Annotated in this window: 23 protein-coding genes; 11 read left to right on the forward strand and 12 right to left on the reverse strand. The window is 63.1% G+C overall.

The genetic code is table 11. From position 1 onward, the window contains the following. Positions 1-11 precede the first annotated feature (11 nt). Both ACVJNE_RS04195 and ACVJNE_RS04200 read right to left on the reverse strand, forming a co-directional pair. Positions 12-1,676, reverse strand: coding sequence for a N,N-dimethylformamidase beta subunit family domain-containing protein (locus ACVJNE_RS04195; protein WP_499563281.1), 1,665 nt, complete (start codon positions 1,674-1,676; stop codon positions 12-14). Between the two features lie 16 nt (positions 1,677-1,692). Beyond that, positions 1,693-2,388 (reverse strand): GntR family transcriptional regulator, encoded by a 696-nt coding sequence (locus ACVJNE_RS04200; protein ID WP_499563283.1) that lies wholly within the window; start codon positions 2,386-2,388, stop codon positions 1,693-1,695. A 427-nt stretch (positions 2,389-2,815) separates the two neighbouring features. On the opposite strand from ACVJNE_RS04200, the gene ACVJNE_RS04205 reads away from it, so the two are divergent. From ACVJNE_RS04205 to ACVJNE_RS04220, 4 genes are read left to right on the forward strand one after another with little or no spacing between them, the layout of a single operon-like run. Further along, the gene (locus tag ACVJNE_RS04205) at positions 2,816-3,910 is read left to right on the forward strand and encodes an ABC transporter ATP-binding protein (protein ID WP_499563285.1); all 1,095 of its coding nucleotides are present in this window, start codon (positions 2,816-2,818) and stop codon (positions 3,908-3,910) included. Between the two features lie 38 nt (positions 3,911-3,948). Continuing rightward, positions 3,949-4,779: an ABC transporter permease gene (locus ACVJNE_RS04210; protein ID WP_499564145.1), complete on the forward strand. Its 831-nt coding sequence runs from the start codon at positions 3,949-3,951 to the stop codon at positions 4,777-4,779. Then, entirely contained in the window at positions 4,776-5,570 is a 795-nt protein-coding gene (locus tag ACVJNE_RS04215) for an ABC transporter permease (RefSeq protein WP_499563287.1), read from the forward strand. Before ACVJNE_RS04210 ends, ACVJNE_RS04215 begins: the two co-directional genes overlap by 4 nt. Before the next feature lie 46 nt (positions 5,571-5,616). Further along, positions 5,617-6,660 carry an extracellular solute-binding protein gene (locus ACVJNE_RS04220; RefSeq protein ID WP_499564147.1) on the forward strand — a complete coding sequence of 348 codons (1,044 nt, stop codon included), beginning with the start codon at positions 5,617-5,619 and terminating at the stop codon, positions 6,658-6,660. A gap of 65 nt (positions 6,661-6,725) precedes the next feature. On the opposite strand, the gene ACVJNE_RS04225 is transcribed toward ACVJNE_RS04220, so the two are convergent. Together ACVJNE_RS04225 and ACVJNE_RS04230 are read right to left on the reverse strand one after the other, a co-directional pair. Beyond that, complete coding sequence (locus ACVJNE_RS04225) at positions 6,726-7,532, reverse strand: shikimate dehydrogenase family protein (protein WP_499563289.1); 807 nt, start codon at positions 7,530-7,532, stop codon at positions 6,726-6,728. Between the two features lie 10 nt (positions 7,533-7,542). Continuing rightward, on the reverse strand, positions 7,543-8,196 hold the full coding sequence (locus tag ACVJNE_RS04230) for a class II aldolase/adducin family protein (protein ID WP_499563291.1): 654 nt from the start codon (positions 8,194-8,196) through the stop codon (positions 7,543-7,545). A gap of 139 nt (positions 8,197-8,335) precedes the next feature. Between ACVJNE_RS04230 and ACVJNE_RS04235 the strand changes: the two genes are divergently transcribed. Next, complete coding sequence (locus ACVJNE_RS04235; protein WP_499563293.1) at positions 8,336-9,586, forward strand: four-carbon acid sugar kinase family protein; 1,251 nt, start codon at positions 8,336-8,338, stop codon at positions 9,584-9,586. A 27-nt stretch (positions 9,587-9,613) separates the two neighbouring features. After that, positions 9,614-10,333: a TetR/AcrR family transcriptional regulator gene (locus tag ACVJNE_RS04240; protein ID WP_499563295.1), complete on the forward strand. Its 720-nt coding sequence runs from the start codon at positions 9,614-9,616 to the stop codon at positions 10,331-10,333. A 21-nt stretch (positions 10,334-10,354) separates the two neighbouring features. Here the strand turns inward: ACVJNE_RS04240 and ACVJNE_RS04245 are convergent, their stop codons facing one another. From ACVJNE_RS04245 to ACVJNE_RS04280, 8 genes are all read right to left on the reverse strand, one after another. Next, entirely contained in the window at positions 10,355-11,377 is a 1,023-nt protein-coding gene (locus tag ACVJNE_RS04245) for an ABC transporter ATP-binding protein (RefSeq protein ID WP_499563297.1), read from the reverse strand. Beyond that, complete coding sequence (locus tag ACVJNE_RS04250) at positions 11,370-12,380, reverse strand: ABC transporter ATP-binding protein (protein WP_499563299.1); 1,011 nt, start codon at positions 12,378-12,380, stop codon at positions 11,370-11,372. Before ACVJNE_RS04250 ends, ACVJNE_RS04245 begins: the two co-directional genes overlap by 8 nt. Beyond that, a complete protein-coding gene (locus tag ACVJNE_RS04255; RefSeq protein ID WP_499563301.1) occupies positions 12,377-13,225 on the reverse strand; it encodes an ABC transporter permease in 849 nt (282 codons plus the stop codon). The genes ACVJNE_RS04250 and ACVJNE_RS04255 overlap by 4 nt, the downstream gene beginning before the upstream one ends. After that, positions 13,222-14,250, reverse strand: a complete 1,029-nt coding sequence (locus ACVJNE_RS04260; protein WP_499563303.1) for an ABC transporter permease — start codon at positions 14,248-14,250, stop codon at positions 13,222-13,224. Before ACVJNE_RS04260 ends, ACVJNE_RS04255 begins: the two co-directional genes overlap by 4 nt. A gap of 26 nt (positions 14,251-14,276) precedes the next feature. Beyond that, positions 14,277-15,857, reverse strand: a complete 1,581-nt coding sequence (locus tag ACVJNE_RS04265) for an ABC transporter substrate-binding protein (RefSeq protein ID WP_499563305.1) — start codon at positions 15,855-15,857, stop codon at positions 14,277-14,279. 71 nt (positions 15,858-15,928) lie between these two features. Then, complete coding sequence (locus ACVJNE_RS04270) at positions 15,929-16,963, reverse strand: transketolase family protein (RefSeq protein WP_499563307.1); 1,035 nt, start codon at positions 16,961-16,963, stop codon at positions 15,929-15,931. Then, entirely contained in the window at positions 16,960-17,841 is an 882-nt protein-coding gene (locus ACVJNE_RS04275) for a transketolase (RefSeq protein ID WP_499563308.1), read from the reverse strand. Before ACVJNE_RS04275 ends, ACVJNE_RS04270 begins: the two co-directional genes overlap by 4 nt. A gap of 48 nt (positions 17,842-17,889) precedes the next feature. Next, positions 17,890-19,152, reverse strand: coding sequence for an aminotransferase class III-fold pyridoxal phosphate-dependent enzyme (locus tag ACVJNE_RS04280; protein WP_499563310.1), 1,263 nt, complete (start codon positions 19,150-19,152; stop codon positions 17,890-17,892). A gap of 147 nt (positions 19,153-19,299) precedes the next feature. Here ACVJNE_RS04280 and ACVJNE_RS04285 point away from each other — a divergent pair, with 147 nt between their 5' ends. The 5 genes from ACVJNE_RS04285 to ACVJNE_RS04305 all read left to right on the forward strand — a co-directional run bounded on the left by ACVJNE_RS04285 (position 19,300) and on the right by ACVJNE_RS04305 (position 23,639). Further along, a complete protein-coding gene (locus ACVJNE_RS04285) occupies positions 19,300-19,980 on the forward strand; it encodes a GntR family transcriptional regulator (protein WP_499563312.1) in 681 nt (226 codons plus the stop codon). A 104-nt stretch (positions 19,981-20,084) separates the two neighbouring features. Beyond that, the gene (locus ACVJNE_RS04290; RefSeq protein ID WP_499563314.1) at positions 20,085-21,014 is read left to right on the forward strand and encodes a 2-dehydro-3-deoxygalactonokinase; all 930 of its coding nucleotides are present in this window, start codon (positions 20,085-20,087) and stop codon (positions 21,012-21,014) included. Continuing rightward, on the forward strand, positions 21,011-21,622 hold the full coding sequence (locus ACVJNE_RS04295; protein WP_499563316.1) for a 2-dehydro-3-deoxy-6-phosphogalactonate aldolase: 612 nt from the start codon (positions 21,011-21,013) through the stop codon (positions 21,620-21,622). Before ACVJNE_RS04290 ends, ACVJNE_RS04295 begins: the two co-directional genes overlap by 4 nt. A 43-nt stretch (positions 21,623-21,665) precedes the next feature. Beyond that, entirely contained in the window at positions 21,666-22,499 is an 834-nt protein-coding gene (locus tag ACVJNE_RS04300; RefSeq protein WP_499563318.1) for a metallophosphoesterase, read from the forward strand. A gap of 141 nt (positions 22,500-22,640) precedes the next feature. Beyond that, positions 22,641-23,639, forward strand: a complete 999-nt coding sequence (locus ACVJNE_RS04305) for a L,D-transpeptidase (protein WP_499563320.1) — start codon at positions 22,641-22,643, stop codon at positions 23,637-23,639. Positions 23,640-23,648 lie beyond the last annotated feature (9 nt).

The raw sequence follows: 23,648 nt of genomic DNA on the forward strand, positions 1-23,648 counted from the left end.
ATGACAGGTGCTCAATCGGCGGTGAAGCGGTCAAGCGCGTTGCGGGTGATCTGCTCGGTGAAGGCGTCGCTGCGGGTCAGCCCCATGATCCATTCGCAGCTACCCGCCGTCAGCACTTCGCCCTTGCCGCGTTTCATGCCCACGACCATGCCCGATCCGTACTGGAACTTGCGCCGCGCGACTGGCGTCTCGTCGGCTGCGAGTTCGGCAAGACCGTTCAGATCGCTGTCCCGGACATAGTAGCGCACGCCCTCGCCCTCATGCTCGTATTCGAACAGGACGGCGGGGCTCATGGCGAGGATATCGATCTCATCCGGCACACCGGGCGCTTCGACCGGATAGGGAAGACCCTGCTTGAAGGTATAGTCGAGCCCGTCGACCTCGTAGCCGAATATGCCGGCCTCGGCGCCGAAAACATCGGCATAGCGCAGGTCAGTGCCGGCAAACGCCCAGTGTTCCGGCCGGTAGACGGTGAACCCGCGCGACCCGCGCGGCGCGAAACCGCCCCAGCTTCCATACATGCCATGGCAGCCATTGACGCCCACCGTGGACGCGCCCGGCCAGTTGACGCCACCGCTTTCCCACGAGGCTGTCAGCAGATGCTTGCGCTCAGGATCGTCACGCACCGGGTCCATGGCAGGCGCCTTGAACTTCCAGCAATGCTGCTGGCGCCCGTCGTCCTCCAGCCTGATCTGCCACAGGAAATTGCCGCCGAAGCGCGAAAAGCCGCCGCCGCGCTCGACGAAATCCTCCACTGCCTTGCGCATGTCCCATGACCAGTACTCGTCATGGCCGACGGTCACGAGACAGGAATAGTCGTCAAGGATCTCGGGACGGTAATGCAGGTCGGTCTGGGTGATGATGTCGAAGTCGTAGCCTTCGCGCTCGGCCCAAACGGCAAAATGGCGGTCGAACTGCGCCCACCCCGCAGCCGCGTAATATTGCCCCCAGCCGCCGGAATAGCCCCATTCCTTGGATGGAAAACGCGGCGCGTCGTTCATGTCGGGAAGCGGCGCGACGGTGATGCGGGCCGCTCCCTTCGGCAGCCATATCATGCCTCGGGTCCACGGCCTCCGGAGCGAGAGGATAGGCGACCCCTCGTTCTTGTTCGGCCCCCACGTGCCGAAATAGTGGTTGGCGCCGCCCCAGTCGTTGTAGGCCGTCCACGTGCCCGTCGCGAGCATGAACAGGATTTTCCCCTTGCGGGTTTGTGCCGTCGGCCGCACCACGACGAAATGATGCTGGACGAAGCGCTCGCCGTCCTTGCGCATGCAGGTGGAGACCACGCGGTAGAAGCCGGAACGCTGGTTGCGGGGTATTTCCCAGCGGTGAAGCACCGGCCAGTCGCAGCCGTCCATATAGGCGGTCTCGGAGGTCTTGGTAAAACTGCCGGGCAGTCCGAAGGACTCGTGCACCATCTCCGGCCTAAAGCCGTCGCGATAAATCTGGATCGACCACTCGTCCGCCGTCGTGGAACCGTGAAACTCGACCGTCTCGCCCGGATCGTAAGACATCCGGTCGGTGTAGACGAACACCTCTGCCAGGTCCGGATCCTCGCGCGGAAACTGGAAACGGTAGTCGGACAGGAAATGCTCGTCCGCGTAGCCCTTGCGTACAGCCCATGGCCGCACGGCATGCGGTCCGATTTCGGGAAATTTGAACGGCTGTCTGCTCATGATCGGTCGATGGCTCCTAGTTCAGCGCAAGGGTGGGTGGACTTGGTCGGGCGGCGGCTTCCTGAGAGAAGGGCCCGCCCTCCATCTCGGAGAGCCGTCGCAGCAGGTTGCGCCCACCCTCGATGAGATCGAGCCGGACGGCCATGCGCAGCGCGTAGGCCTCGCGTTTCTTCAGCGCATGCAGGATCGCGACATGCTGATGAACATCAGGGTAGAACGGTCGCGCATCGGGATAGAGTTCGGAGAGCATCGGCCCGACACGCATCCACAGACGCTCGAGCATCTGCACGAGCGTCGGCATGCGCGCATGTTCGAACATCGTGAAATGGAATGCACGGTTTGCTTCGAGCGCGGTACGCCAGTCGTGGCGCGCCTCGGCCTCGACAAGCATGTCGTGCAGTCCCTCGAGCCGCGCGAGGTCGGCAGGGCGCATGTGTGACATCGCCCGCTCCGCCGCCATCGGCTCCAGCTCGAGCCGTATGTCGCGAATGTCGACATAGTCTGCGAGCGAAAGCCGCTGGACCCGGATATAAAAGCGCGGCTTGATCTCGACGGCGCCGTCGCGCGCCAGTTGCACGAGCGCCTCGCGCACCGGGGTTTCCGACGTGCCCATTCTGCGGGCCAGATCGCGAACCTTCAGGCGCTGATGCGGCAGGAGTTCCGCTCGCATGAGCGAGAGACGAAGCCGGCTATAGACCTCCTCGGCAAGCAAGGCCGCACCCTCCTTGGAAAATCGGCTCGCGACTGGCTTTCAACCGACCTGCCATGAACGCAGCGGATCGGTTTATCGGATATATCAGGCACCGCAAAATCCCGCATGTCAAGCGGCAGCCAGCACTCATAATGATACGTAATTCGATAAACTTTGCGATGCACGCTCCCACAGCTTCACGCGAAGCGCCTTCACCACGAAACCCGGAAAGGCTTGAACTTGGCCAATTTTGTCTGATTTCGCCTGACGTTCGGATCAGCATCGCGTATTTTTCGATTCCGCCGATTAATAACACCTATCTGCCACCTTGCCTGGCGATAATAGGAAGATAATCAAATTACTTGAGCTTTCTGATATATCGTGTACCGTCTGCATATGGAGCGTCCAACCGCTCCCATTGACACGCACGACGATACGGAGCTTGCCGATGGCCCAGGAAGCCTTGCCGCAGACGAATGGCGCCTCCATCGATATTCGCGCCCTCGAGAAGCGGTTCGGCAACGTGCGCGCGGTGGATGACGTCTCCCTGACGATTGAAGCGGGGGAGTTCGTTGCCCTGCTCGGACCCAGCGGCTCAGGTAAATCGACCGTCCTGATGAGCATCGCCGGCTTCGAAAGGCCGACAGCCGGGAAGATCATCATCGACGGCGTCGATTGCACCACCCTTCCGCCCCACAAGCGGAATATCGGCATGGTGTTTCAGCACTATACCCTTTTTCCTCATCTCAGCGTTGCCGACAATGTCGCCTTTCCGCTGAAGATGCGGGGCATTTCCCGGTCGGAACGGCGGCGCCAGGCGGAGACCGCGCTCGAGACGGTGCGCCTCGCAGGCTATGGGGATCGCATGCCCAAGCAGCTTTCGGGCGGCCAGCAGCAGCGTGTCGCGCTCGCCCGAGCAATCGTCTATCGCCCGCGGGTGCTGTTGATGGACGAGCCTCTTTCCGCGCTCGACAAGAACCTACGTGAAGAAATGCAGCTTGAGATCAAGCGGCTGCATTCCGAACTGGGTCTGACCGTCGTGTTCGTCACCCACGATCAGGGCGAGGCGCTGACCATGGCTGACAGGATCGCCATCCTCAAGGCCGGCAAGCTGCAACAGGTTTCGCCCGCGCGTGAACTCTACGAGCGGCCCTCCAATCTGTTTGCCGCCGGCTTCATCGGCGAAATGAACATGTTGCCTGTCGAATGGGACGGCCAGCGCGCCCGGCTTGTGCAGGGCGAGGAAATCGTCTTGCCCGATCAGGCAGCCATCATGCCGGTCGCGCCAGGCCGCGCGGTTCTCGCGGTGAGACCGGAACGCCTGTCCTATGCACGCGCTGGCACCGCAGGCACCTGGGCGGCAACGGTCCGCGATGTTGTCTACGCAGGCGCCGGCACGCTGCTGATAGCAAACCTCGCCGACGGCACCGAGGTGCGCCTGCGCATACCGAGCGCCGGTCAGGAACCGGTCAGCCCCGGCGACGTAATCGGCCTCGCCTGCCCGCCCGAGGCAATGCTGCTATACCCGCAGGAAGCTGCCTGATGGCGGCGCCCGGCTTCTTCGAGGCGGATGGCCGCAGCATGTCGCGCGCCACGGTGCTGATGCTGATGGCGCCGTTCTTCGCGCTCGTCATCTTCGCATTTCTCTACCCGCTGGCGAACCTGCTTTCGATCTCGGTTCTCGAGCCGCAGCCGACGCTCGAACATTACCAGCGCGTGGTCGAAAATCCGGTCTATGCCCGCGTGCTCTTCCGCACGTTGCAGATCGCGCTGCTCGTGAGCCTGCTGTCTCTTGCCCTGTCGCTTCCCGTTGCCGTGCTCATGGCAAGCTCGCGCGGCCCGAAGGCGATCTTCCTGACAGCCTGCATCCTGCTGCCGTTCTGGTCCTCGGTGCTGGTGCGGACTGCCGCATGGGCGATCCTGCTGCAGCGTAACGGCATCATCAACCAGACGCTCCAGTTCATCGGCATCACCGACGAGCCCATTCGGCTGCTCTACACGCAGGGCGCGGTGGTGGTCGCCATGACCCATGTGCTCATGCCGTTCATGGTGCTGCCGATCTATGGCGCGCTCAGGAACATCCCTGCCGACTATTCGCGCGCGGCGGCGATCTGCGGCGCGGGGCCGCTGCGCATCTTCTGGGAGGTGACGCTGCCGCTCGCGATGCCGGGCATCATCGGCGGCTTCATCCTGGTCTTTCTCACCGCGCTTGGCTACTTCATCACGCCGGCGCTGCTCGGCTCCCCGCAGGAGATGATGATCGCCACGCTGATCTCGCAGCAGATGCGCGAAAATCTCGACTGGCCGTTCGCCGCCGCGCTCGTCGGCGTGCTGACGCTGATCGTCACCGTCATCACCCTCGCTTTCAGCAAGGTGTTCCGCTTCGAACGGATGCTGGGAGGCCGCGCATGAACGCCCGCTCCCTCATCTTGAACGCGTATGTCTATGCGGTCCTGATCTTCATACTGCTGCCCATCATCATCATCCTGCCGATGTCGGTAAGCGAATCCAACTATCTCGCCTTCCCGCCGGAAGGCTTCACGCTGCGCTGGTTCGAGGACTATTTCGGCGATCGTCGCTGGATGGAGGCGACCTGGTTCAGCATCAGGATCGCGACCTTGACGGCGATCGCTACGGCGGTGATCGGCACGATGGCGACCTATGCGCTGGTCCGTGGCGCCGGCCGCATGGGCACGCTGTTCCAGACCCTGCTGATCGGCCCTATCGTCGTGCCCCACATCGCGCTCGCGGTCGCACTTTACCTGTTCTTCCAGAATACGGGACTATCCGGCACCACGCTCGGCTACGTCATGGCGCACTCGCTGATCGCCATGCCGTTCACCGTATTCACGGTGGCGGCCGCCCTTTCGAGCATCGACCCTGCGCTTGAGGATGCCGCCATGAGCTGCGGCGCCTCACGCTTCACCGCGTTTCGTCTCATCACCTTGCCGATGATCCTGCCCAACGTGGTCTCGGGCGGCCTCTTCGCCTTCATCATCTCGTTCGACGAGCCGGTGATCGCGTTCTTTCTCGCCGGCATCCGCGACAAGACCCTGCCGCGCATGATGTTCGACGACATCGAACAGAACCTGACGCCGGTGATCCCCGCGATCGCGGTCCTTCTTACACTTCTCTCCATCGCCGTGCTGATCGGCGCCGGCATGCTCAAGCGCACGGCCGACCGGCGCGGCGCTGGCGGATGAATCCTGAAGCATACAGGGGAACTCAGCAAAGGAGGCTGAAATGAAAATGAGGAACCATATCAAGGCAATGCTTGGTGCGACGCTGCTGCTCGGGGCAGCAGCACCAACAATGGCCGACGAGGTCGTCATCGCCACCACCGGCGGGCTTATGCGCAACATGCTGGAAGAGCATATGTACCTTCCCTTCCAGGAGGCGACTGGCACCGAGGTCATCCCGTTCGACATCGAAGTACCGGACCAGTGGGCACGCGCCGAAGGCATGGTGCGCAGCGGCAACATCGAATTCGACATCGTCACCGCCACCGGTCCCGATCTTGTCGACAAGGCCGACATCCTGCTCGACATCCCCTGCGCGGACATGCCGAAAGTTGTCGAATTTGCACTCGAAGGCGCCTGCGAGGCCAAGGGCGTTGCCCGCACGACCGGCGGCATGGTTCTGACCTACAATGCCGAGGTGTTCGCTGACGAAGCGCCCAAGAACTGGGCGGATTTCTGGGACGTGGAGCGTTTCCCCGGACCGCGCGGCCTTCCCGACACCGGCGATCGCGACTGGTGGGTGCCTGCCGTGGCGCTACTGGCCGACGGCGTAGCCAAGGAAGAGCTTTTCCCGCTCGACCTCGACCGCGCCTATGCGAAGCTCGACGAAATCCGTCCGCACATTGCCGTTTGGTGGAAGACCGGCAATCAGGTGCAGCAGATCATGCGCGACAATGAAATCGTCATGACCATGTCCTATTCCGGGCGCTCGCTGGCGACGATCAAGGATGGCGCTCCCTTCGCGATGGCTTGGGATGGCGCGCTGCGCGATACCGGCTATTTCGCGATCCTGAAGGATTCACCCAATCCTGAGGGCGCACTGGCCTTCATCGACTTCTTCTACGGCAACTCCGAAGGCCATCCGGAATTCATCCGCAATGTCGGCTATGCAACTTCCTCGACGGCGGGCCTCGCGCAGTTGCCGGAAGACGAGCAGAAGCTGTTCGCCACTTACCCGGCAAACTACGAGGTTCTCGTGAAGCCCGATTTCGAATGGATCGGCGCGAACCGCGACATGCTGCGCGAGCGCTGGACGGCGTGGCTGACACAGTAAGGCCGCATCCCTCCCAGACTGGCGGCCGGCGTAATGCCGGCCGTCTCTTTGTTTGGGCAGTTGCTTCAGTCGACCAATCCGAGGAAGCGCGCCACCAGAAGTGGCTGCGGCTGCATCATCGCCAGCCCCGGCACCGTGCGGCAGCCGATCCTTCCGGCAGCGGCCAGCATCGGCGTGATCGCCGGAGTCATGATGACCTCCGCGACCGTGCTGGATGACCTGAGGAGGCTAGACGACACGGGCATCGCGTCCCCTTCGTGCATGCCAAGAGACGTCGCATTGACCACGAGGTCGAAGGCCTTGTCCGGCAGGTCGGCCTCGTCGGCATGGACGTGAATATCGGCTTGCGGGTTTCGCCGGCGGATCGCATCGGCCAGTTGCCTAGCCCGCTCCATGTTTCGATTGAGGAGGTGGATCGGCCCTGCCCCTGCTCCAGCGAGCGCGAAGGCTATCGCGCGACCTACGCCGCCCGCTCCGGCCTGCAGAACGGACTTGCCCCGGACTTCAACCTGATGGTCGGCCAGCCCCGCCAGAAAGCCTTCGCCGTCTATATTATGTCCGATCAGTCTTCCGTCGGCATTGCGGCGCACGAAGTTGACCGCACCGATGTCGCGCGCCGCGTCGGTCAATTCGTCAACGAGTTCCAACGCGGCAATCTTATGGGGGATGGTGACGCCAAAGCCGACGATGTTGTCGATCCGGCGGATCATGTCCAGCATGCCGACAAGATCGCCGGGCTTGATCGACAGTGGCGACACGGCCACGTCGAGCTTCAGATCCGTAAAGGCACGATTGAGCACGTCCGAGCCGACTATATGGTCAACCGCATCGGCCAGGATGAACATGATCCGGGTTTTGCCGGTGATCTTCATCGGCTTCGTCTCAGCGCGGCATGGCGACCGCGCCATAGGTTCCGTAGCGGGAATGTACATCCCTCAGCTCCTGCTCGTCGAGAAGCACCGGCTCCCCGATCTGGCAGGCAAGGATGTACTGCCTTGCTAGCGTTTCCAGCTTGACGGTCAGGTCGAGCGCATGCTGGAGGCTGCGGCCCATGGCGATCATGCCGTGGTTGGCCAGAAGACAGGCCAGATGCCCCTCGATCGCCTCAAGCGCGACATCGGCCAGCTCCGGAGAGCCGAAAGGCTCGTAGCGCGAGCAGGGTATCTCGTTGCCGCCGAAGCTCGCGATCATGTAGTGGAAGGGCGGGATGGGCTTGCGCAGGCAGCTCAGCGCCACGCAGCAATCAGCGTGGGTGTGCACCACCCCTTCCGCCTCCGGCCGGGTACGAAGAATCCCCGTGTGGAACCGCCATTCACTGGAAGGCTTTCCCGCCCCGCGCACCACACCGTCCAGCGAAATATGAACGATCTCGTCAGCCGTGAGCCAGCTACTGCGCCCGCCCGTCGGCGTGATCAGCGCGCCGTCGCCGAACCGGACGCTGACATTGCCGGCGCTGCCGTGGTTAAGGCCCTTCTCCTCCAGAAAACGGACCGCCTCCACGATGGCTTCGCGTGCGCTTTTTTCGTCGGGCTGCATGGGCTTCTCCTGGATGATATATCATAAGATATTCGAATTATCGTTCGCCGACAATCTCGATCAGGCAAAACAGTGCTGTGAGATTTCGCTTCTTGCTGGTAGAAATTCGAATTGACTATCATTTTGGAGGCTGTCGGCGATGCTCGGCATTGTGGCGGATGATTTCACCGGCGGACTGATGATTGCCGGCTACATAGAAGGTGCCGGCATCGCCTGCCCGGTGCTCTTCGACAAACGTGAGTTGAACGCCATCGAGCCGGCGGGAGTCGTCGTCGTCGCGACCCGAACGCGCCTCATCCCCGCGGCGGAAGCCGTTGCGGAGGTTGACGATATTGCCGGACGCCTTGACGCGGCGGGATGCGACAAGGTCGCCTACAAGGTGTGCGCCAGCTTCGATTCCACCGACGACGGCAATATCGGCCCGGTTGCCGACCTGCTTGCCCGACGCTATGGCCAGTCGCCATTGCTGCTCAGCGCAGGCTTCCCGCGCTTCGGGTCGACCGTTCACCAGGGCTACCTGTTCTACCGCAACCGGCTCGTCTCCGAATCCATCAAACGCTTCGATCCGCTGACACCGATGACAGACCCTGACCTCGTGCGCGTGCTTTCGCGCCAGACCAGCGCGAAGGTCGGCCTGCTGCCGCATGCCCTGCTGCACGCGGGTTTCGATGCCGCGCAGGCTGCAATCGGGGCGCTTTCCGGCAACGGCGTGGATTACATCATGGTCGACTGCTCGGACGATTCCGACGCGCGGATGAGCGCGCGGCTCGCCGCGCCGATGCGGACCACGGTCGGCAGCGATGCCCACATCATAGCGTTCGCGCAAGCCGTCGCGGAAAAGTCCGCTGCCGGAGCTACCCCTGTCCCCGCTCATGCCGCTGGGCCGGCGGCCGTGCTGGTGGGCAGTGTCGGCCCGGTGGCAATGGCTCAACTCGGGGCTTTCGCGGCGCGGTATCCGGTCCTCACCCTCGACCTTCTCGATGAACGGCCTGAAGAAGCCATCATCGACGAGGCGCTGACTTGGGCGGGCACACACATGGGAGATGCTCCCTTCGCCGTCACCACCGCCGACGAAACAGAAGCCGTGGAGCGGGCGCAGAAAGCTCATGGCACGCTGCAGGCCGCGCGCAAGGCCGAGCGTTTGCTGGCAGGCATTGCCAGGGGTGTGGTGGATAGGGGCGTGCGCCGGCTGGTGGTTGCAGGCGGAGAGACCTCCGGATCGGTGGTCGAGGCGCTGGGGGTGCGCCGGGTCCGCGCTCTGCCGGAATCGGAACTGGGAACCGGGTTCTGCATCGTCGAAACGCCGCTGCACCTGTCGCTCTTCCTCAAACCGGGTAAACTCGGCGCCGACGACATACTTCTGCGCGCCGTTGACGCGATGCGCGCATAGCCCGCAAGAAAAATGGAGCCCGCCGGTTTGACAGACGCCCAAGCGCCCCGCCCGGACTTCTCCCCATCTCGCCCGATGCGCAAGCGCGGCGTCGAGCGCTACAACATTTTGCTGGACGCAACCGAGAGGCTGCTGGCCGACAGCAGCGACGAGGACATTTCGCTGGCGCAGATTGCAGACGCCGCCGAGGTGCCGCTCGCCTCCGTCTATCACTTCTTCCCGAATCGCAACGCCGCCTTCGTCGCGCTGGCCCTGCGTTTCAACGAGGAGATCTACCAGACCTCCATAACGCCGCTCACCGACCCCGAACCCCAGACGTGGCAGGAGCTGCTGCACATGATCCACGCCCGCGCGGCCGCGTTCCAGAACGGCAGGCCGGCAGCCTTGCGGCTGTTCCTTGGTGCCGGCGTCAGCGTGGCCGTCCGCAACGCCGATCTGTCCGGCAACGCCCGCATCGCCCGCAGCCGCGAACGCTTCTTCGAAGCCTATTTCCACATGCCGTTCATTCCCGATTTCGTCGAAAGGCTTGAGGTCGCCGGCGCCAGCATGGACGGCATCTGGGCGCTTTCCTACGGCCGGCATGGCCAGGTCACGGAGCACTATCGCCAGGAAGCGACGGCCGGTGCCATCGATTATCTGCGCCGTTTCCTGCCGGAATTCCTGCCGCGCAAGCCGCTGACGCAGAAGGCGCTGGAGCGCATCTTCATCCCCATCGAGCACATGGCGGCAAACCCCTTCGCGCGTTGAAGCAGGTGCGCGCTTCGCAAGTCAGCCGGTCAACGGAAAGTGACACGCGGCACTGGTGCCGCCGGCCTTGGGGGCGAGCGCGGGCTCGCGCTCGGCGCAGAGCGGTTGCGCACGCGGGCAGCGCGTGCGGAAACGGCAACCTGACGGCGGCGAAGCCGGGCTTGGAACATCCCCCTCCAGCACCTGGCGCGCGCGGGCGCGTTCCTTCTTCGGATCGGCCAACGGCACGGCCGATAAAAGTGCGCGCGTATAGGGGTGGCTCGGCGCGTCGTAGAGAGCGTCGCGGTGGCCGATCTCCATCACCTTGCCGAGATACATCACCGCCACCCGGTCGCACAGATGATGCACGACGGAAAGGTCGTGGGCGATGAACAGGTAGGAGAGGCCGAACTGGTCCTGAAGATCCTTGAGCAGATTGAGCACGCCGGCCTGAATTGAAACGTCGAGCGCCGACACAGGTTCGTCGAGGATGATGAGTTCGGGCTTTAGCGCGAGCGCGCGCGCAATGCCTATGCGCTGCCGCTGCCCGCCGGAAAATTCGTGCGGATAGCGGTCCGCATGTCCGGGGTCGAGCTTCACGAGGCTGAGCAGTTCGTCCACGCGCGTGCGTTTTTGCGCGGCCGACATGCCGACAAGGCGCAGCGGCTCGGCGATGATGTCGCGCGTGGTCATGCGCGGATGAAGCGATGCATGCGGGTCCTGAAAGACGAACTGGATGCGCGCCCGCAGCGGCCGCATCTCCCGCTGATCGAGCGTTGCCAGATCGACGTCGCCGAACCGGATTTCGCCTGAAGTGGGTTTCAGGAGACGCGAAACGCAGCGCGCCAGCGTTGACTTTCCACAACCGGACTCGCCGACAAGACCCAGCGTCTCGCCGGGCATGATGTCGAAGCTGACATCCGAGACGGCGCGCACTGCCCCCGTCGGACGGCTGAACAGGCCGCCTCGAACGGGAAATTCCTTGACCAGATTGCGAACGGACAGCAGCGGCGCTCGCTCAGCGTCCGTCAGCCCATCATGGCCGTGTGCGACGGGATCAAGCATCGGCGCCGCTCAACTGCATGAGCCCGGTCGAAACCAACTCTTCCACACGGTGGCAGGCGACCGTCACCGCCCCCACCTCCCGCAAGGCGGGACGCTCGGTGCGACACTGTTCCACCGCATATGCGCAACGCGGATGAAAGGCGCACCCTGGGGGCCTCGCGCTGATCGGCGGCGGCGAACCGGGAATGGCGGTGAGCCTGTCCACCCGCGTGCCGGCTTGCGGCAGGCTTGCAAGCAGCCCTGCGGTGTAAGGATGACGCGGCGCTGCAAACACGTCATCCACCGAGCCACGCTCCACCACCCGCCCCGAATACATGATCGACAGGCTGCGCGCGGCGCCCGCCACCACGCCGAGATCATGCGTGACCAGAACGATGCCCACGCCCTTGTCGCGCCGCAGCCGTTCCAGCAGTTCCATGATCTGCGCCTGGATGGTGACGTCCAGCGCAGTGGTCGGCTCGTCGGCGATCAGCAGATCTGGTTCGTTGGCCATCGCCATCGCAATCACGGCGCGCTGGCGCATGCCGCCGGAAAATTCGTGGGGGTATTGGGTGGCTCTCCGTTCGGGTATCGGGATTGCGACCAGCCGCAGCAGCTCGACGGCCTGCTCGCGCGCCTGCGTCCGCCCGACCTGCGGCTTGTGGATGCGGATCGCCTCGGCGATCTGGTCGCCGACCGTCAGCAACGGGTTCAGCGCCGTCATCGGATCCTGAAAGATGTATCCAATGCGGGCGCCGCGTATCCTGCGCATCTGGCGATCACTCAGTCCGACAAGCTCGCGCCCGTCGAGCCTGATCGAGCCCGAAAGCCGCGCGCCCGGCGACAGCAGGCCCATCACGGCCAGCATGGTCACGCTCTTGCCCGAGCCGGATTCGCCGACGACGCCGTGCAGCTCGCCCGCGTTGACCGTAAGGTCGACGCCGCTGACCGCCTCCAGCGCTTCGCCATGGCGGCCAGCGAAGGCAACGCTGAGATCGCGTATCTCGAGAAGCGGCGCGGTCATTTCGACCTCGGATCGAGGAAATCGCGCAAGCCGTCGCCAAGGAAGTTGAAGCCCAGCACGATGGAGAGGATGGCAATGCCTGGCCCGGCCGCGATCCACCAGCGGTAGAAATGCAGCGCGCCGTCCGAGATCATCTGCCCCCATTCCGGCGTCGGCGGCACCGCACCGAGGCCGATGAACGACAGGCTGGCGGCCAGCAGCACCACTTGACCAAAATCCATCGTGGCATTGACGATGATGGGGCTCCAGCAAAGCGGCAGGATGTGTTTTGTCAGTACGCGCGGCCTGGTGGCCCCGGCCGCTATCGCGGCCTCGACATGCTCGCGCTCTCGAACCGACAGCACTTGCGCGCGCATCAACCTTGCGTAAATCGGCCACCAGACGATGACCATGGCGATCGCGGCGTTGCCGAGTCCCGGTCCCAGCGCGGCCGTCACCGCCATGGCAAGCAGGATCGGCGGGAACGATAGCGTCACGTCGACCAGCCGCATGATGATGCTGTCGACAAGGCCGCCCACGAACCCGGCGATCGCCCCAAGCGTTCCGCCGATCAGCACGGCGCAGAAGATCACCAGCGCGGCGATCGGCAAGGAATGGCGCACACCGTAGAGCGTGCGCGTCAGCACGTCGCGTCCGAGTGCGTCGGTGCCCAGCCAGTGCGAGGCGTTGGGCGGCTGGAAGCGTCCACCCGCAAGCATGGTCGGATCGTAAGGCGTCCATAGCGGGATGGTTATGCCCACGACGACCCACAACAGGACGATGATCCCGCCGAAGACGACCGGAAGCGTCGCCCACTGCGGCAGGATCGCCCGCCGCCCTGCGTTGCGCGTCACGGCGGCGCTCATGAACTCTCCTGCTGCGAGAGTTTCACCCGCGGATCGACCAGTGCATAGGCAATATCGGTCAAAAGGTTGGAAATGAGGAAGGCGGCCCCGCCGACGATGGTCACACCGACGATCGCCGGATGGTCGAGGCCCCGCGCCGCAGCAACCGCATAGGAACCGATGCCCGGCCAGGAAAAGATCGTTTCGGTCAGGATCGCGCCAGTGATCAGATAGGCGAAGGAGAAGCCGAGGATCGTCAGCGTTGGCAGCATGGCGTTGCGCAACGCATGATGGATCAGCACTCGAAGTGGACCAGCCCCCTTGGCGCGCGCCGCCAGGATGTATTCCTGGCTGAGAACGTCGAGCATCGAGGCGCGCACCATCCGCGAGACGATGCCGGTAACGGTCCAGCCGAGCACGCTGGCCGGCAGCACCAGATGCAGGAGCACGCTGCGGAACCCGGCCCAGTCGCCCGCCAGCAGCGTATCGACGGTGTAGAAGCCGGTGACGAAAGGCGGGGCGACGGCACGCGTGTCGATACGCCCCGGCCCTGGCAGCCAGCCGAGCTGGACCGAGAAGATGAACAGAACGAGCAGGCCGGACCAGAAGACCGGCGCCGATGCCCCAACGAGTGCGAAGAGCCTGGCGATGTTGTCGATCGGTCCGTCCCGGAAGCGCGCCGCCAGAACGCCCAGCACGACACCGAATATCGTGCCGAGAAACATCGCCGCAATCACCAGTTCCAGCGTCGCTGGCAGCCGCACCATCAGGTCCTGCGCGACCGGCTGCCGGGTGCGGAAGGAGATGCCCATGTCGCCGGTGACGAGGTTGCCGAGATAGATGAGGTAGCGCTCGGGCAGAGAGCGATCTAGACCCCAGCGCTCCCGCGCGGCCTCAACGACCGCAGGATTGTTCATCTGCCGTTCGCCGATGATCGATGTCAGGGGATCGGCGGCGGTAAAGTAGGTCAGCAGGAACGCGACCGTTATCACCCCCAGCAGAAGCAGGGGCATCGCGATGAGACGCCTGACGATATATGTCGTCATCTCGATGCCCCTTTGCAGGTCATGCGTTACTTGCGGCCGATCTCCGCCAGCGGCAGGTTGCAGCACGCGCTGTAGCGTACGCCTTCGATCTCGCTGCGGTAAGCCAGAATGAGGTTGGGGCTCACCACCGGCACGATGATGCGGTCCTTGATCATCTCGAGCGCGATCTCATGATAGAGCCGGGTCATCTCGTCGCCGGAGGCCGCCAGCGCCTGCTGGAACAGCTCCACCTCACGCTCGTTGACCAGATCGACCTTGCCCTGTCCGCTGGCGTTCCGCTCCCAGTAGGTGTCGGGCAGCATGCCGAAGAACTGCACATACTGGGCCGAACCGTAATAGTCGGGCGCGTAGAATCTGGCGCTGAACGGAATGCCCGGATTGGCGATCTGCTCGCGCCACACGGCCGAGGCCACCGGCTGGATGTTGATCTTAACATTGATGCGCGCGAGATCCTGCTGGATCTTCTGCATCAGCAAAGTCAGATCGACGCCATAGACGTTGAGGGAAGCCACCGTAATGTCGAGCGTGAAGCCGTCCTCAAGCCCTTTCGAGGCAAGGATCTCGCGTGCCTTGTCGAGGTTTTCCTCCGGCATCGGCAGGCCTTCCGTACCCGGGAAGCCATTGGGGATCGGCGAAGCCTGCAGCTCGCCCTCGCCGCCGACGGTGAAATCGATCGCGCCCTGGTAGTCGATCGCGTAGGCGAGCGCCTGCCGCACCTCCAGATCGAGCATGTCGCCGCCCTCGGCACCCGGCGAGAACATCACATAGATGAAGTTGTAGGACGGCACGGTCTCGATCGTGATGTCGGGCGAATTGATCGTCGAGGCCGTATCGGGGTCGACCTGCATGGCAATGTCGGCGCCCCCGCTCTGCAGCATCTGCGCCTGGGACACGGCATCGGCGACATGATCGATGACGATCTCGCCGATCGGCGGCGCGTCCCCCCAGTAGTTCTCGTTCGCGCGGAAACGTAGCTCGTCATCCGGTCTGTAGGTATCGAGCACGTACGGGCCGCTGCCGGCGGAATTTGCCAGGAACCAGGTCTCCGCCTGGTCCGCCGAAGAGGCGTCTTCACCCGCGATCGCGCCGTTTTCGGATGCAACGTCGCTGTTGATGATGCCGACATAGGGCGCAGCCAGAATGCCGACGAATTCCGAATTCGGGCTTTCCATGTTGACGATGACGGTCTTCTCATCCGGCGTCTCGATGGACGCCACCCCGTTCATCATGAAGGATGGATCGGCCTGGAGGTTCTTGAGCCGCTCGAACGTCCATTTGACGTCCTTCGCCTCGACCGGGCTGCCATCGGAAAACACCGCTTCCGGATCGAGCTTGAAGGTAAACTGCGTCTGGTCCTCATTGGAGGTCCATTCCGTCGCGAGAAGCGGCTCGACCGAGCGATCGTCGGCGGCCAGCTTCACGAGCCCCTGATAGGTGGAGCTAAGATATATCTGGCACGTGTCACAGAAGGCCCGGTGCGGGTCGAGCGAGTTGATCTCGAGATTGCGTGCGATGACGAGCGGCTGGTCCTGCGCGGCAGCCGGCCCGGACAGGATGGCGGCGGCGCCGGCACCTGCAAGCAGAAGTGTGCGTATTCCGGTTCTCATGACAGTCTCCCATTGTTTTCGGTCGTTAGGGTCCCGTTGCCCTGTTTTTTCTTTTCGGGACCCGCCAGTGCCTAGTTGATCTTCTGCAAAAGCTCCTTCGCGACCGCCGTCACACCGTCGGCATCGAGCCTGTAATGCGCATAGAGCGCGGCCGGGGGTCCGATCAGCGAGAACTCGTCGAGGATGCCATGTCGGCGGAAGGGAATGCGGTCTTCCTCAACCAGCACCTCGGCAACAGCCGAGCCCAGCCCGCCGACGATATTGTGCTCCTCGACCGTCAGGATGGCACGTGTCTCACGCGCCGCTGCCCGAATGGCCTCTTCGTCGAGCGGCTTGATCGTATGCATGTCAATGACCCGCACGCCGACACCGTCGGCGGCCAGGCGGTCGGCCGCGGCAAGCGAAGCATGGACCTGAGAGCCGGTCGTGATGATCGTCAGGTCGTTGCCGTCGCGAAGCTTCGTTGCCTTGCCGAAAGCGAAATCCGCAGGCACGTCCTGATAGACCTCGGCGTCGCGCCCACGACCGAGGCGGATATACATCGCGCCCGGATGATCCACCGACGCGCGCAATATCGCGCGCAACTGGTTCGCATCAGCCGCGCAGACCACTGTCAGGTCAGCCACGCTGCGCATCATGCCGAGGTCTTCGGTGGAGTGGTGGCTGGTACCGTAGAACCCCATCGAGATGCCCGAATGGTGCCCGATGATCCGCACCGGCATGCGCGGATAGGCACAATCCGTCTTGATCGCCTCGGCGCCCAGGATTGCCGCGAACGATGCAAATGTCGCGACATAGGGCACGAGCCCGCAGGAGGCCATGCCGGCTGCCGCCGTAATCATGTTGCGCTCCGCAATGCCGAAATCGATGAAGCTATGCGGATGGCGGTTGGCGAAGTCGCGCGTGCGACTTGAGTTGGCGAGATCGGCGGTGGCGACGACGATACGCGGGTCGGTCTCTGCCAGGTCCGCCAGTTCGTCGCCAAGAATGAATGCCGGCATCGACTTCGCCGGCGTGCCGCGCACGGACTTTTCGTCCTTCAACCGAAGCTCGTTGTCGTCGCCGCGAAAGAGTGTGCTCTGGTCCTGTCCTGCCGCGCCCATCATGCCTTCTCCGTTTCGAGAGGCTGGAGCCCGGCCTCGATCTCCGACCAGGCATCGTCGTAGTCGGCGCCGACGAGGTTGCCGACGTGCCAGTCGAGCGACAGCTCCATGTACTTCACACCGCGTCCTTTGATCGTATCGGCGATGATCATCTGCGGCTTGCCCTCGCCCGCCGGCTTCAGCGCGCCGAGCGTTTCGAGGATCGTCGGCAGGTCGTGCCCGTCGATGCGCGTGACCTCCCAGCCGAACGAGCGGAAGCGGTCATCCAACGGCTCGACGGACATGACCTTTTCCGTCGGCCCGTCGATCGAAAGCTGGTTGCGGTCGACGATGCCGACGAGCCCCTGGAGCTTGAAATGACCGGCGGCCATCGCCGCTTCCCAAATCTGCCCCTCGTTGAGCTCACCATCGCCAAGCATGCAATAGGTGCGGTAGTCGCGGCCCGCGACCCTGCCCGCAAGCGCCATTCCCAGCGCAACCGAAAGGCCGTGCCCCAGCGAACCGGACGAAAAGTCGATGCCGGGAATCTTCTTCATGTCCGGATGGTCGCCGAACGCGCTGCCCAGCCGGGTGAAATCGTCGAGCTTGGAGGGCGGATAGAAGCCGAGATCGGCCAGCACCGGATAGAGCCCGATTGCTGCGTGCCCCTTGCTCAGCACGAAGCGGTCGCGATCCTCCCATTTCGGGTTGGCCGGATCGATACGCAGATGCGCGTAATACAGCGCGGCGAAAAGTTCGGCCGCCGAGAACGTGCTGGAATAGTGCCCCGCCCCGGCGATACGCGTGAGGCGAAGCGTTTCAAGCCGGATGAATTTGGCTCGATCCGCCAGATGGGCCACCGAGAAATTCCGGCGGTCGCGATGGTTCGACTGAGCGCTCACGACAAGATACCTCCCATAAGATACATGATATATCTAACGCAAATTCGGTCAACCAGCTTTCGCTGCCAACTCCTCGTGAACGTGCGCAACGGCCTTGAATGCCTCCTCGGTGATCTCCAGCGTCTCGTCGATGATCTCGCTGGTGTGGGCCGCCGACAGGAACATCGTGTGCGTCGGATGGAAGTAGACGCCGCGATTGAGCGCTTCGAGGCAGAACCGGCTGCCGAGACTGCGATCCTCGTCGCCGTCGAACAGGAAAACCGGCATCTGCGCTGGCCCGCTCTGCCGCAGCGCCAGGCCGTATTTCCGTGCCTGTGCCTGCAGCCCCGCACGAAGGCGCTCGCCCGACGCGCTCATCAGGCCAACCGCATTGGTGTCCCGCAGTTTGGAGATGGTGGCGATCGAGGCTGCCATCGAAACGCCCGCTGTCCAGAATGAGCCGGTCGTGAAAATCGACTTCGCGCCTTCGCGGAAGCGGTCATTGCCGGTAACCGCAGCAAGCGCGCGGCCATTGGCGATAGCTTTGCTCCATGCCGAGAGATCGGGCTTCACGCCGACCAGTTCCCAGCTACCGCCCATGTCGAGCCGGAAACCCGCGCGAACGTCGTCCACGATCAGCGCGGCGTCGGCCTCGTCCGCGACCCTGCGCGCGGCCTGCGCGAATGCGCGCTCGGGCAGCACGTGGTCCTTGCCGAGATCGTGTTTGAAGGCGGATACTATGATGGCTGCGAGATCGCCCTTCACCGAGGCTGCCGCCTCCTCCAGGCTGGCCGCGTCGTTATAGTCGTAATAGACCAGATGAGCGCGATCCTCTTCGGTGACGCCGGCCACAGATGGCGTGCACCACGGAATCGCACCGTGATAGGCGCCGCGCGCCACCAACACCTTGCGCCGTCCGGTTCCGGCCCGGGCAATCGTCACGCAGGCCGTGGTGGCGTCCGTGCCGTTCTTCGAGAACATCGCCCAGTCGGCATGCGCGACCGTATCGACCATGAGTTCGGCGAGTTCGACCAGCCGCGGTGTCGGCCCATTGAGCCCGTCGCCCTGCGCCCGCTGGCGCGCCGCGGCTTCCTCGACATCGGGATCGCCATAGCCGAGGATCATCGGCCCCCAGGCGCACATGTAGTCGATATAGCTGCGGCCATCCGCGTCCCAGATGCGGCAGCCCTCGCCGCGCGAAAAATACTGCGGATAACCGACCGGCACACGGGTGGCATTCTGGTGTCCCCACATCCCGCCTGGGATGACCTTGGCCGCGCGCGCCCTGAGTGCCGCATCGATAGATTGCTGATCCATGTTTCCTGCCCGCATCGCATTGCTCATAAATTTGATATATCATGTATCTCCTGATGGCAAGCGTTCGCCGTGATGACTCGACCAAGATGCTGGACCTGCCAAAACCCCCAATGGTAGGTACGATTGGAATGCGGGCGTTCCGCACTGGAGTTTGACGATTACATGCAAGGCCCACCGGACATTCAGTCGAAGAGCCTCTCCGCTCAGATATACGCCCAATTGAAGTATCAGCTCATGGCCGCGCGCCTTCAGCCGGGTGACCGGTTGAAGATACGCGACATGGCGCAGAGCCTTGGAACAAGCGAGACGCCGGTGCGCGAGGCGCTGCTTCAGCTAGTGCGCGACGGCGCGCTGGAAATGAAGCCGGGTTACTACATTCGCGTGCGCCGGCTGACCTTGCGCGAATACCTGGAACTCCGCGAGATCAGGCTGCTTCTCGAGCCCCACGCGGCATTAAAGGCCCTGCCGAACGTGGACGATGCCTTCATCGCCGAACTCGAACAGATTCATGAGACCTTGATCCGCGCCGAACTGGAGAAGGACTATCCAACCGCGCTGCTGGCGAACTACGAGTTCCACTTCTCCGTCTATCGTAGATCGGAGATGCCTCAACTCATCGAGATTCTTGAGCGGCTGTGGGTGCAGATCGGGCCACTGCTCAACTTCCTATACCCGTTCGGCCACCCGAGGTACGACGGACCACACCAGCATCTGAATGTGATTGCCGCGTTGCGGAACCGGGATTCGGAAGCGTTGGCCGATGCGTTCCGCGACGACCTAGTCGAAGGCGGTCGCAGCTTCCTGAAATACCTCGAGAGCATCGAGCCCGAAAAACAACCCTGAGGCCGATGAGTAAACAGGTCGATTGAAACCCGTACCGCTCTCTGGCATTGCGTCATCCGCTACCGCGAGTGGCCGAACGACACGCGGTGGAGGGGAAAAGCATCATGAATGAAGCCGCATATATCGACTGGATTGGCGTCGATTGGGGCACCACCAACCTGCGGGCCTGGGCCATGCGGGGCAGCGAAGTCGTCGCCACTGCCGCCGCCCCGATCGGTATGGCGAGCCTCACACGCGACGGGTTCGAGCCGGCGCTGCTGAGTGTCATAGAAAGATGGCTCGCCGCGAGCAGAACGACACCGTTGCCCGTCATTGCCTGCGGCATGGTCGGCGCGCGTCAGGGGTGGCAGGAGGCACCATACGTCGCCGTGCCCTGCGCGCCCTTGGTGCGCAACGCCATGATACCCGTCGGCTGTGAGGACGATCGCATTACGGTCACCATCATCCACGGACTGAGCCAGGCGAACCCAGCAGATGTGATGCGTGGCGAAGAAACTCAGATCGCCGGCCTTCTTGCCATGGACCCGGATTTCGAGGGCCTGGTCTGCCTGCCAGGAACGCACAACAAGTGGGCGTTCGCCCACGGCGGAGAGATCGAACGCTTTCGCACATTCATGACCGGCGAGCTGTTCGACATAATCGCAAGGCAATCGGTCCTGCGTCACGCGCTGGGCGACGCCTCGGCGTTCGACGATGAAGCTTTCGACGCGGCCGTGCTACAGGCAGCCGCAGACCCAGCGGCACTTTCAGCCGCCCTGTTTTCGATCCGCGCCGCATCGCTGCTCGAGGGAACCGCACCGGATGTCGCTCGCGCCCGCCTGTCCGGGCTGCTGATCGGACTTGAGATTGCCGCGCTCGGCGAAGAAGTCCGCACCGCCCGGCCGGCCATCGTCGGTTCGCACACGCTGTCCAGCCTTTATGAACGCGCGATCCGGCTTAACGGGGGCGAGGCGCGGCGGCTGGACGGGGAAGGGCTGGCGCGCGCAGGCCTGCAAATGGCTCATGACCTCATGATTGTGGAGAAGACGAATTGACATTGCCGCTGATTGCGATCCTGCGGGGCATCCTGCCCGACGAAGCCCGCGATATTGCCGAGGTGCTGATCGGCGCCGGCATCACGCGCATTGAGGTGCCACTCAATTCGCCCGATGCGCTGCGTTCGATCAACACCATGTCGAAAGCCTTCTCGGTAGTCGCGGAAATCGGGGCGGGAACCGTGCTGACGCTCGACGAGGTACAGTCCGTCGCCGATGCAGGGGCCAGCTTCGTGGTCTCGCCCAACTGCGAGCCGGCAATCATAGAGCGCACCCGCGCACTGGGCCTTGGCTCCTTTCCCGGCGTGTTCACGGCAAGCGAATGCTTCTCGGCCCTGAGATCCGGAGCGACCGCTTTGAAGATTTTTCCGGCCAATGTCATGCGGCCCGAGGGGCTTTCCGCCTTACGTGCGGTGCTGCCCGCAGGCGCTGACATGTACCCTGTCGGAGGAATTGGCCCAGACGACTTCGCCGCCTGGCGGCGAGTGGGAGCCACCGGCTTCGGCCTCGGCTCCTCTCTGTTCAAGCCAGGCTTCTCGCTGCACCGCATCGCCGACGAGGCTGCGCGCAGCGTAGCGGCATGGCAATCGTCGGCTGATCCGACCTGAGCGTGCAAACGCGGCTTTCAACCGTTCCGACGAAAGGATTGATATGACCGATCGTGTGGACTTCTTGCTGCTCTCCGATCTTCACGTCTCGCATCGGCCTTTGGCGGAAGCAGGCTTGTTGACCGACACGAGCCGGACGCTTGAAGAGGTTGTTGCCTGTATCGACAAACTTGCGAAGAAGCCTGCGTTCATCGTCATCGCCGGCGACCTCACCAACCATGGCGAGCCTGATGCCTATCGCAAGCTGGCCAAATTGCTGGGACCGCTGTCGCAACCGATGGTCATGGCGCTCGGCAATCACGATACGCGGCCGGGCTTCCGGTCCGTCATGCTCGCACAACCGGGTGACCCGGATGCGCCCTACTTCCACGACACTGTCATCGCCGGCGTGCATGTGATCGTACTCGATTCCAGCATTCCCGGCCGCATTTCGGGAGCGCTGGGCGACGACCAGTTCGCGTTTCTTGAAGCCGCGCTGAAGCGCGAACCGGACATCGCGAAGGTGGTCGTGTGCCACCATCCGCCACATCTTCAAGACGGCGACGCCGGTTGGCACAGCCTCGATGCCGCAAGCAGTGCCCGGCTTGCGGAAATCGTGGGCGGCGGCCGGGTCGCCGCAATACTGTCAGGCCACGTGCATCATGACAGCGTGATCCACTGGCATGGCGTGCCAATCGTCATCGGAACCGGCCTCCATAACGCTGTCGACACGACCTACATCGCCGGCCTGCGTGTCGTTGATGGCGCCGGTTTCACGATCTGCACCCTGAGACCGAGCGGACTTGCAGCAACCTTCGTCCCTCTCGCGCGCAGCCGGGCCGAACTCGCGATCCACGATCTGGGGATGCTTGAAGCACTCGACCGCAAAGGTATGTGACGATAAAAACATGTCATCTGCCATTTATCGAGCAGGAAAACACTTCCTGTTTGATAGAAAATGCTTCATTGTCGGCGTCATTCAAATACTCGAAGATAGTTAATTCGGAAATCACTGACACGCTGATCTTGGAGGCGTGAAATGATGATATATCGGCAGCATCAGCCAAACCGTCGACAACTGCTCGTTGGAGCCATCGGCGCGGTAGCCGGTGTTTTCTACTCCGATGCAGTTGCACGCGAAGTGCTAAAGGAAATCGGTGAACTGAGGCCGGGTGAATTCACCTGGCATCCAGAACGTCAGCGTACCGGGCCCGTCGCTGTTGTTGTCTCGCTTACCGAGCAACTCGTCCATGTTTACAGGAACGGAATCCGTATCGCCGTTTCGACCTGTTCAAGCGGAAAGCCGGGACATGCCACGCCCACCGGCGTTTTCGTGGTTCTGCAAAAGGACAAACACCACCATTCAAGCACCTACAATGACGCGCCCATGCCGAACATGAACCGGCTAACCTGGTCCGGCATTGCTTTGCATGCAGGAAACCTGCCGGGATACCCGGCATCTCACGGCTGTGTTCGTCTGCCGCTGGAGTTTTCCGAACGGCTCTTCGACATCACACATCTGGGAACACCCGTCATCATCGCAGGTGCTCATTCGGACCCGGAAGAGCTGATCCATCCGGGCATGGTGCTCGGCGCTCGTGCCGAGCATGAATTCGATGGCGTTGTAGCGTCCCTTAAAGGGAAGTCGAAGCCGCACGACTGGATCGATCTCGCTACCAATCCGATCACCTCGGTGATCGCCTCGTCGAGCGACCGGCGTATCATGCTTGTCGAGAATTCGGAGGTCGTCGCCGAAACGTCGCTCATAATCGACGGGCAAGGGCCACTGGGAAACCACGTCTATATATTGCAACAGTCCAACGAGGCTGCCAAGGGTATGCAGTGGATAGCGATCACGCACGAGGCGCAGGGAAGACCGCTCGGCGGACAGGTGAGAGCCGTTGACAGGCTGCGCGCCGATAACGCTTTTCTTCTCCGGGTGCAGAAACATATGCACCCGGGAACCACGATGATCCTGACCGAAGCGCCGCTTCATCCCGATACGCGTTCGGCAAAGGACTTCGTCATCATGTCCTAGGTCCGGACC

Source organism: Mesorhizobium sp. DxT, from assembly GCF_058448885.1.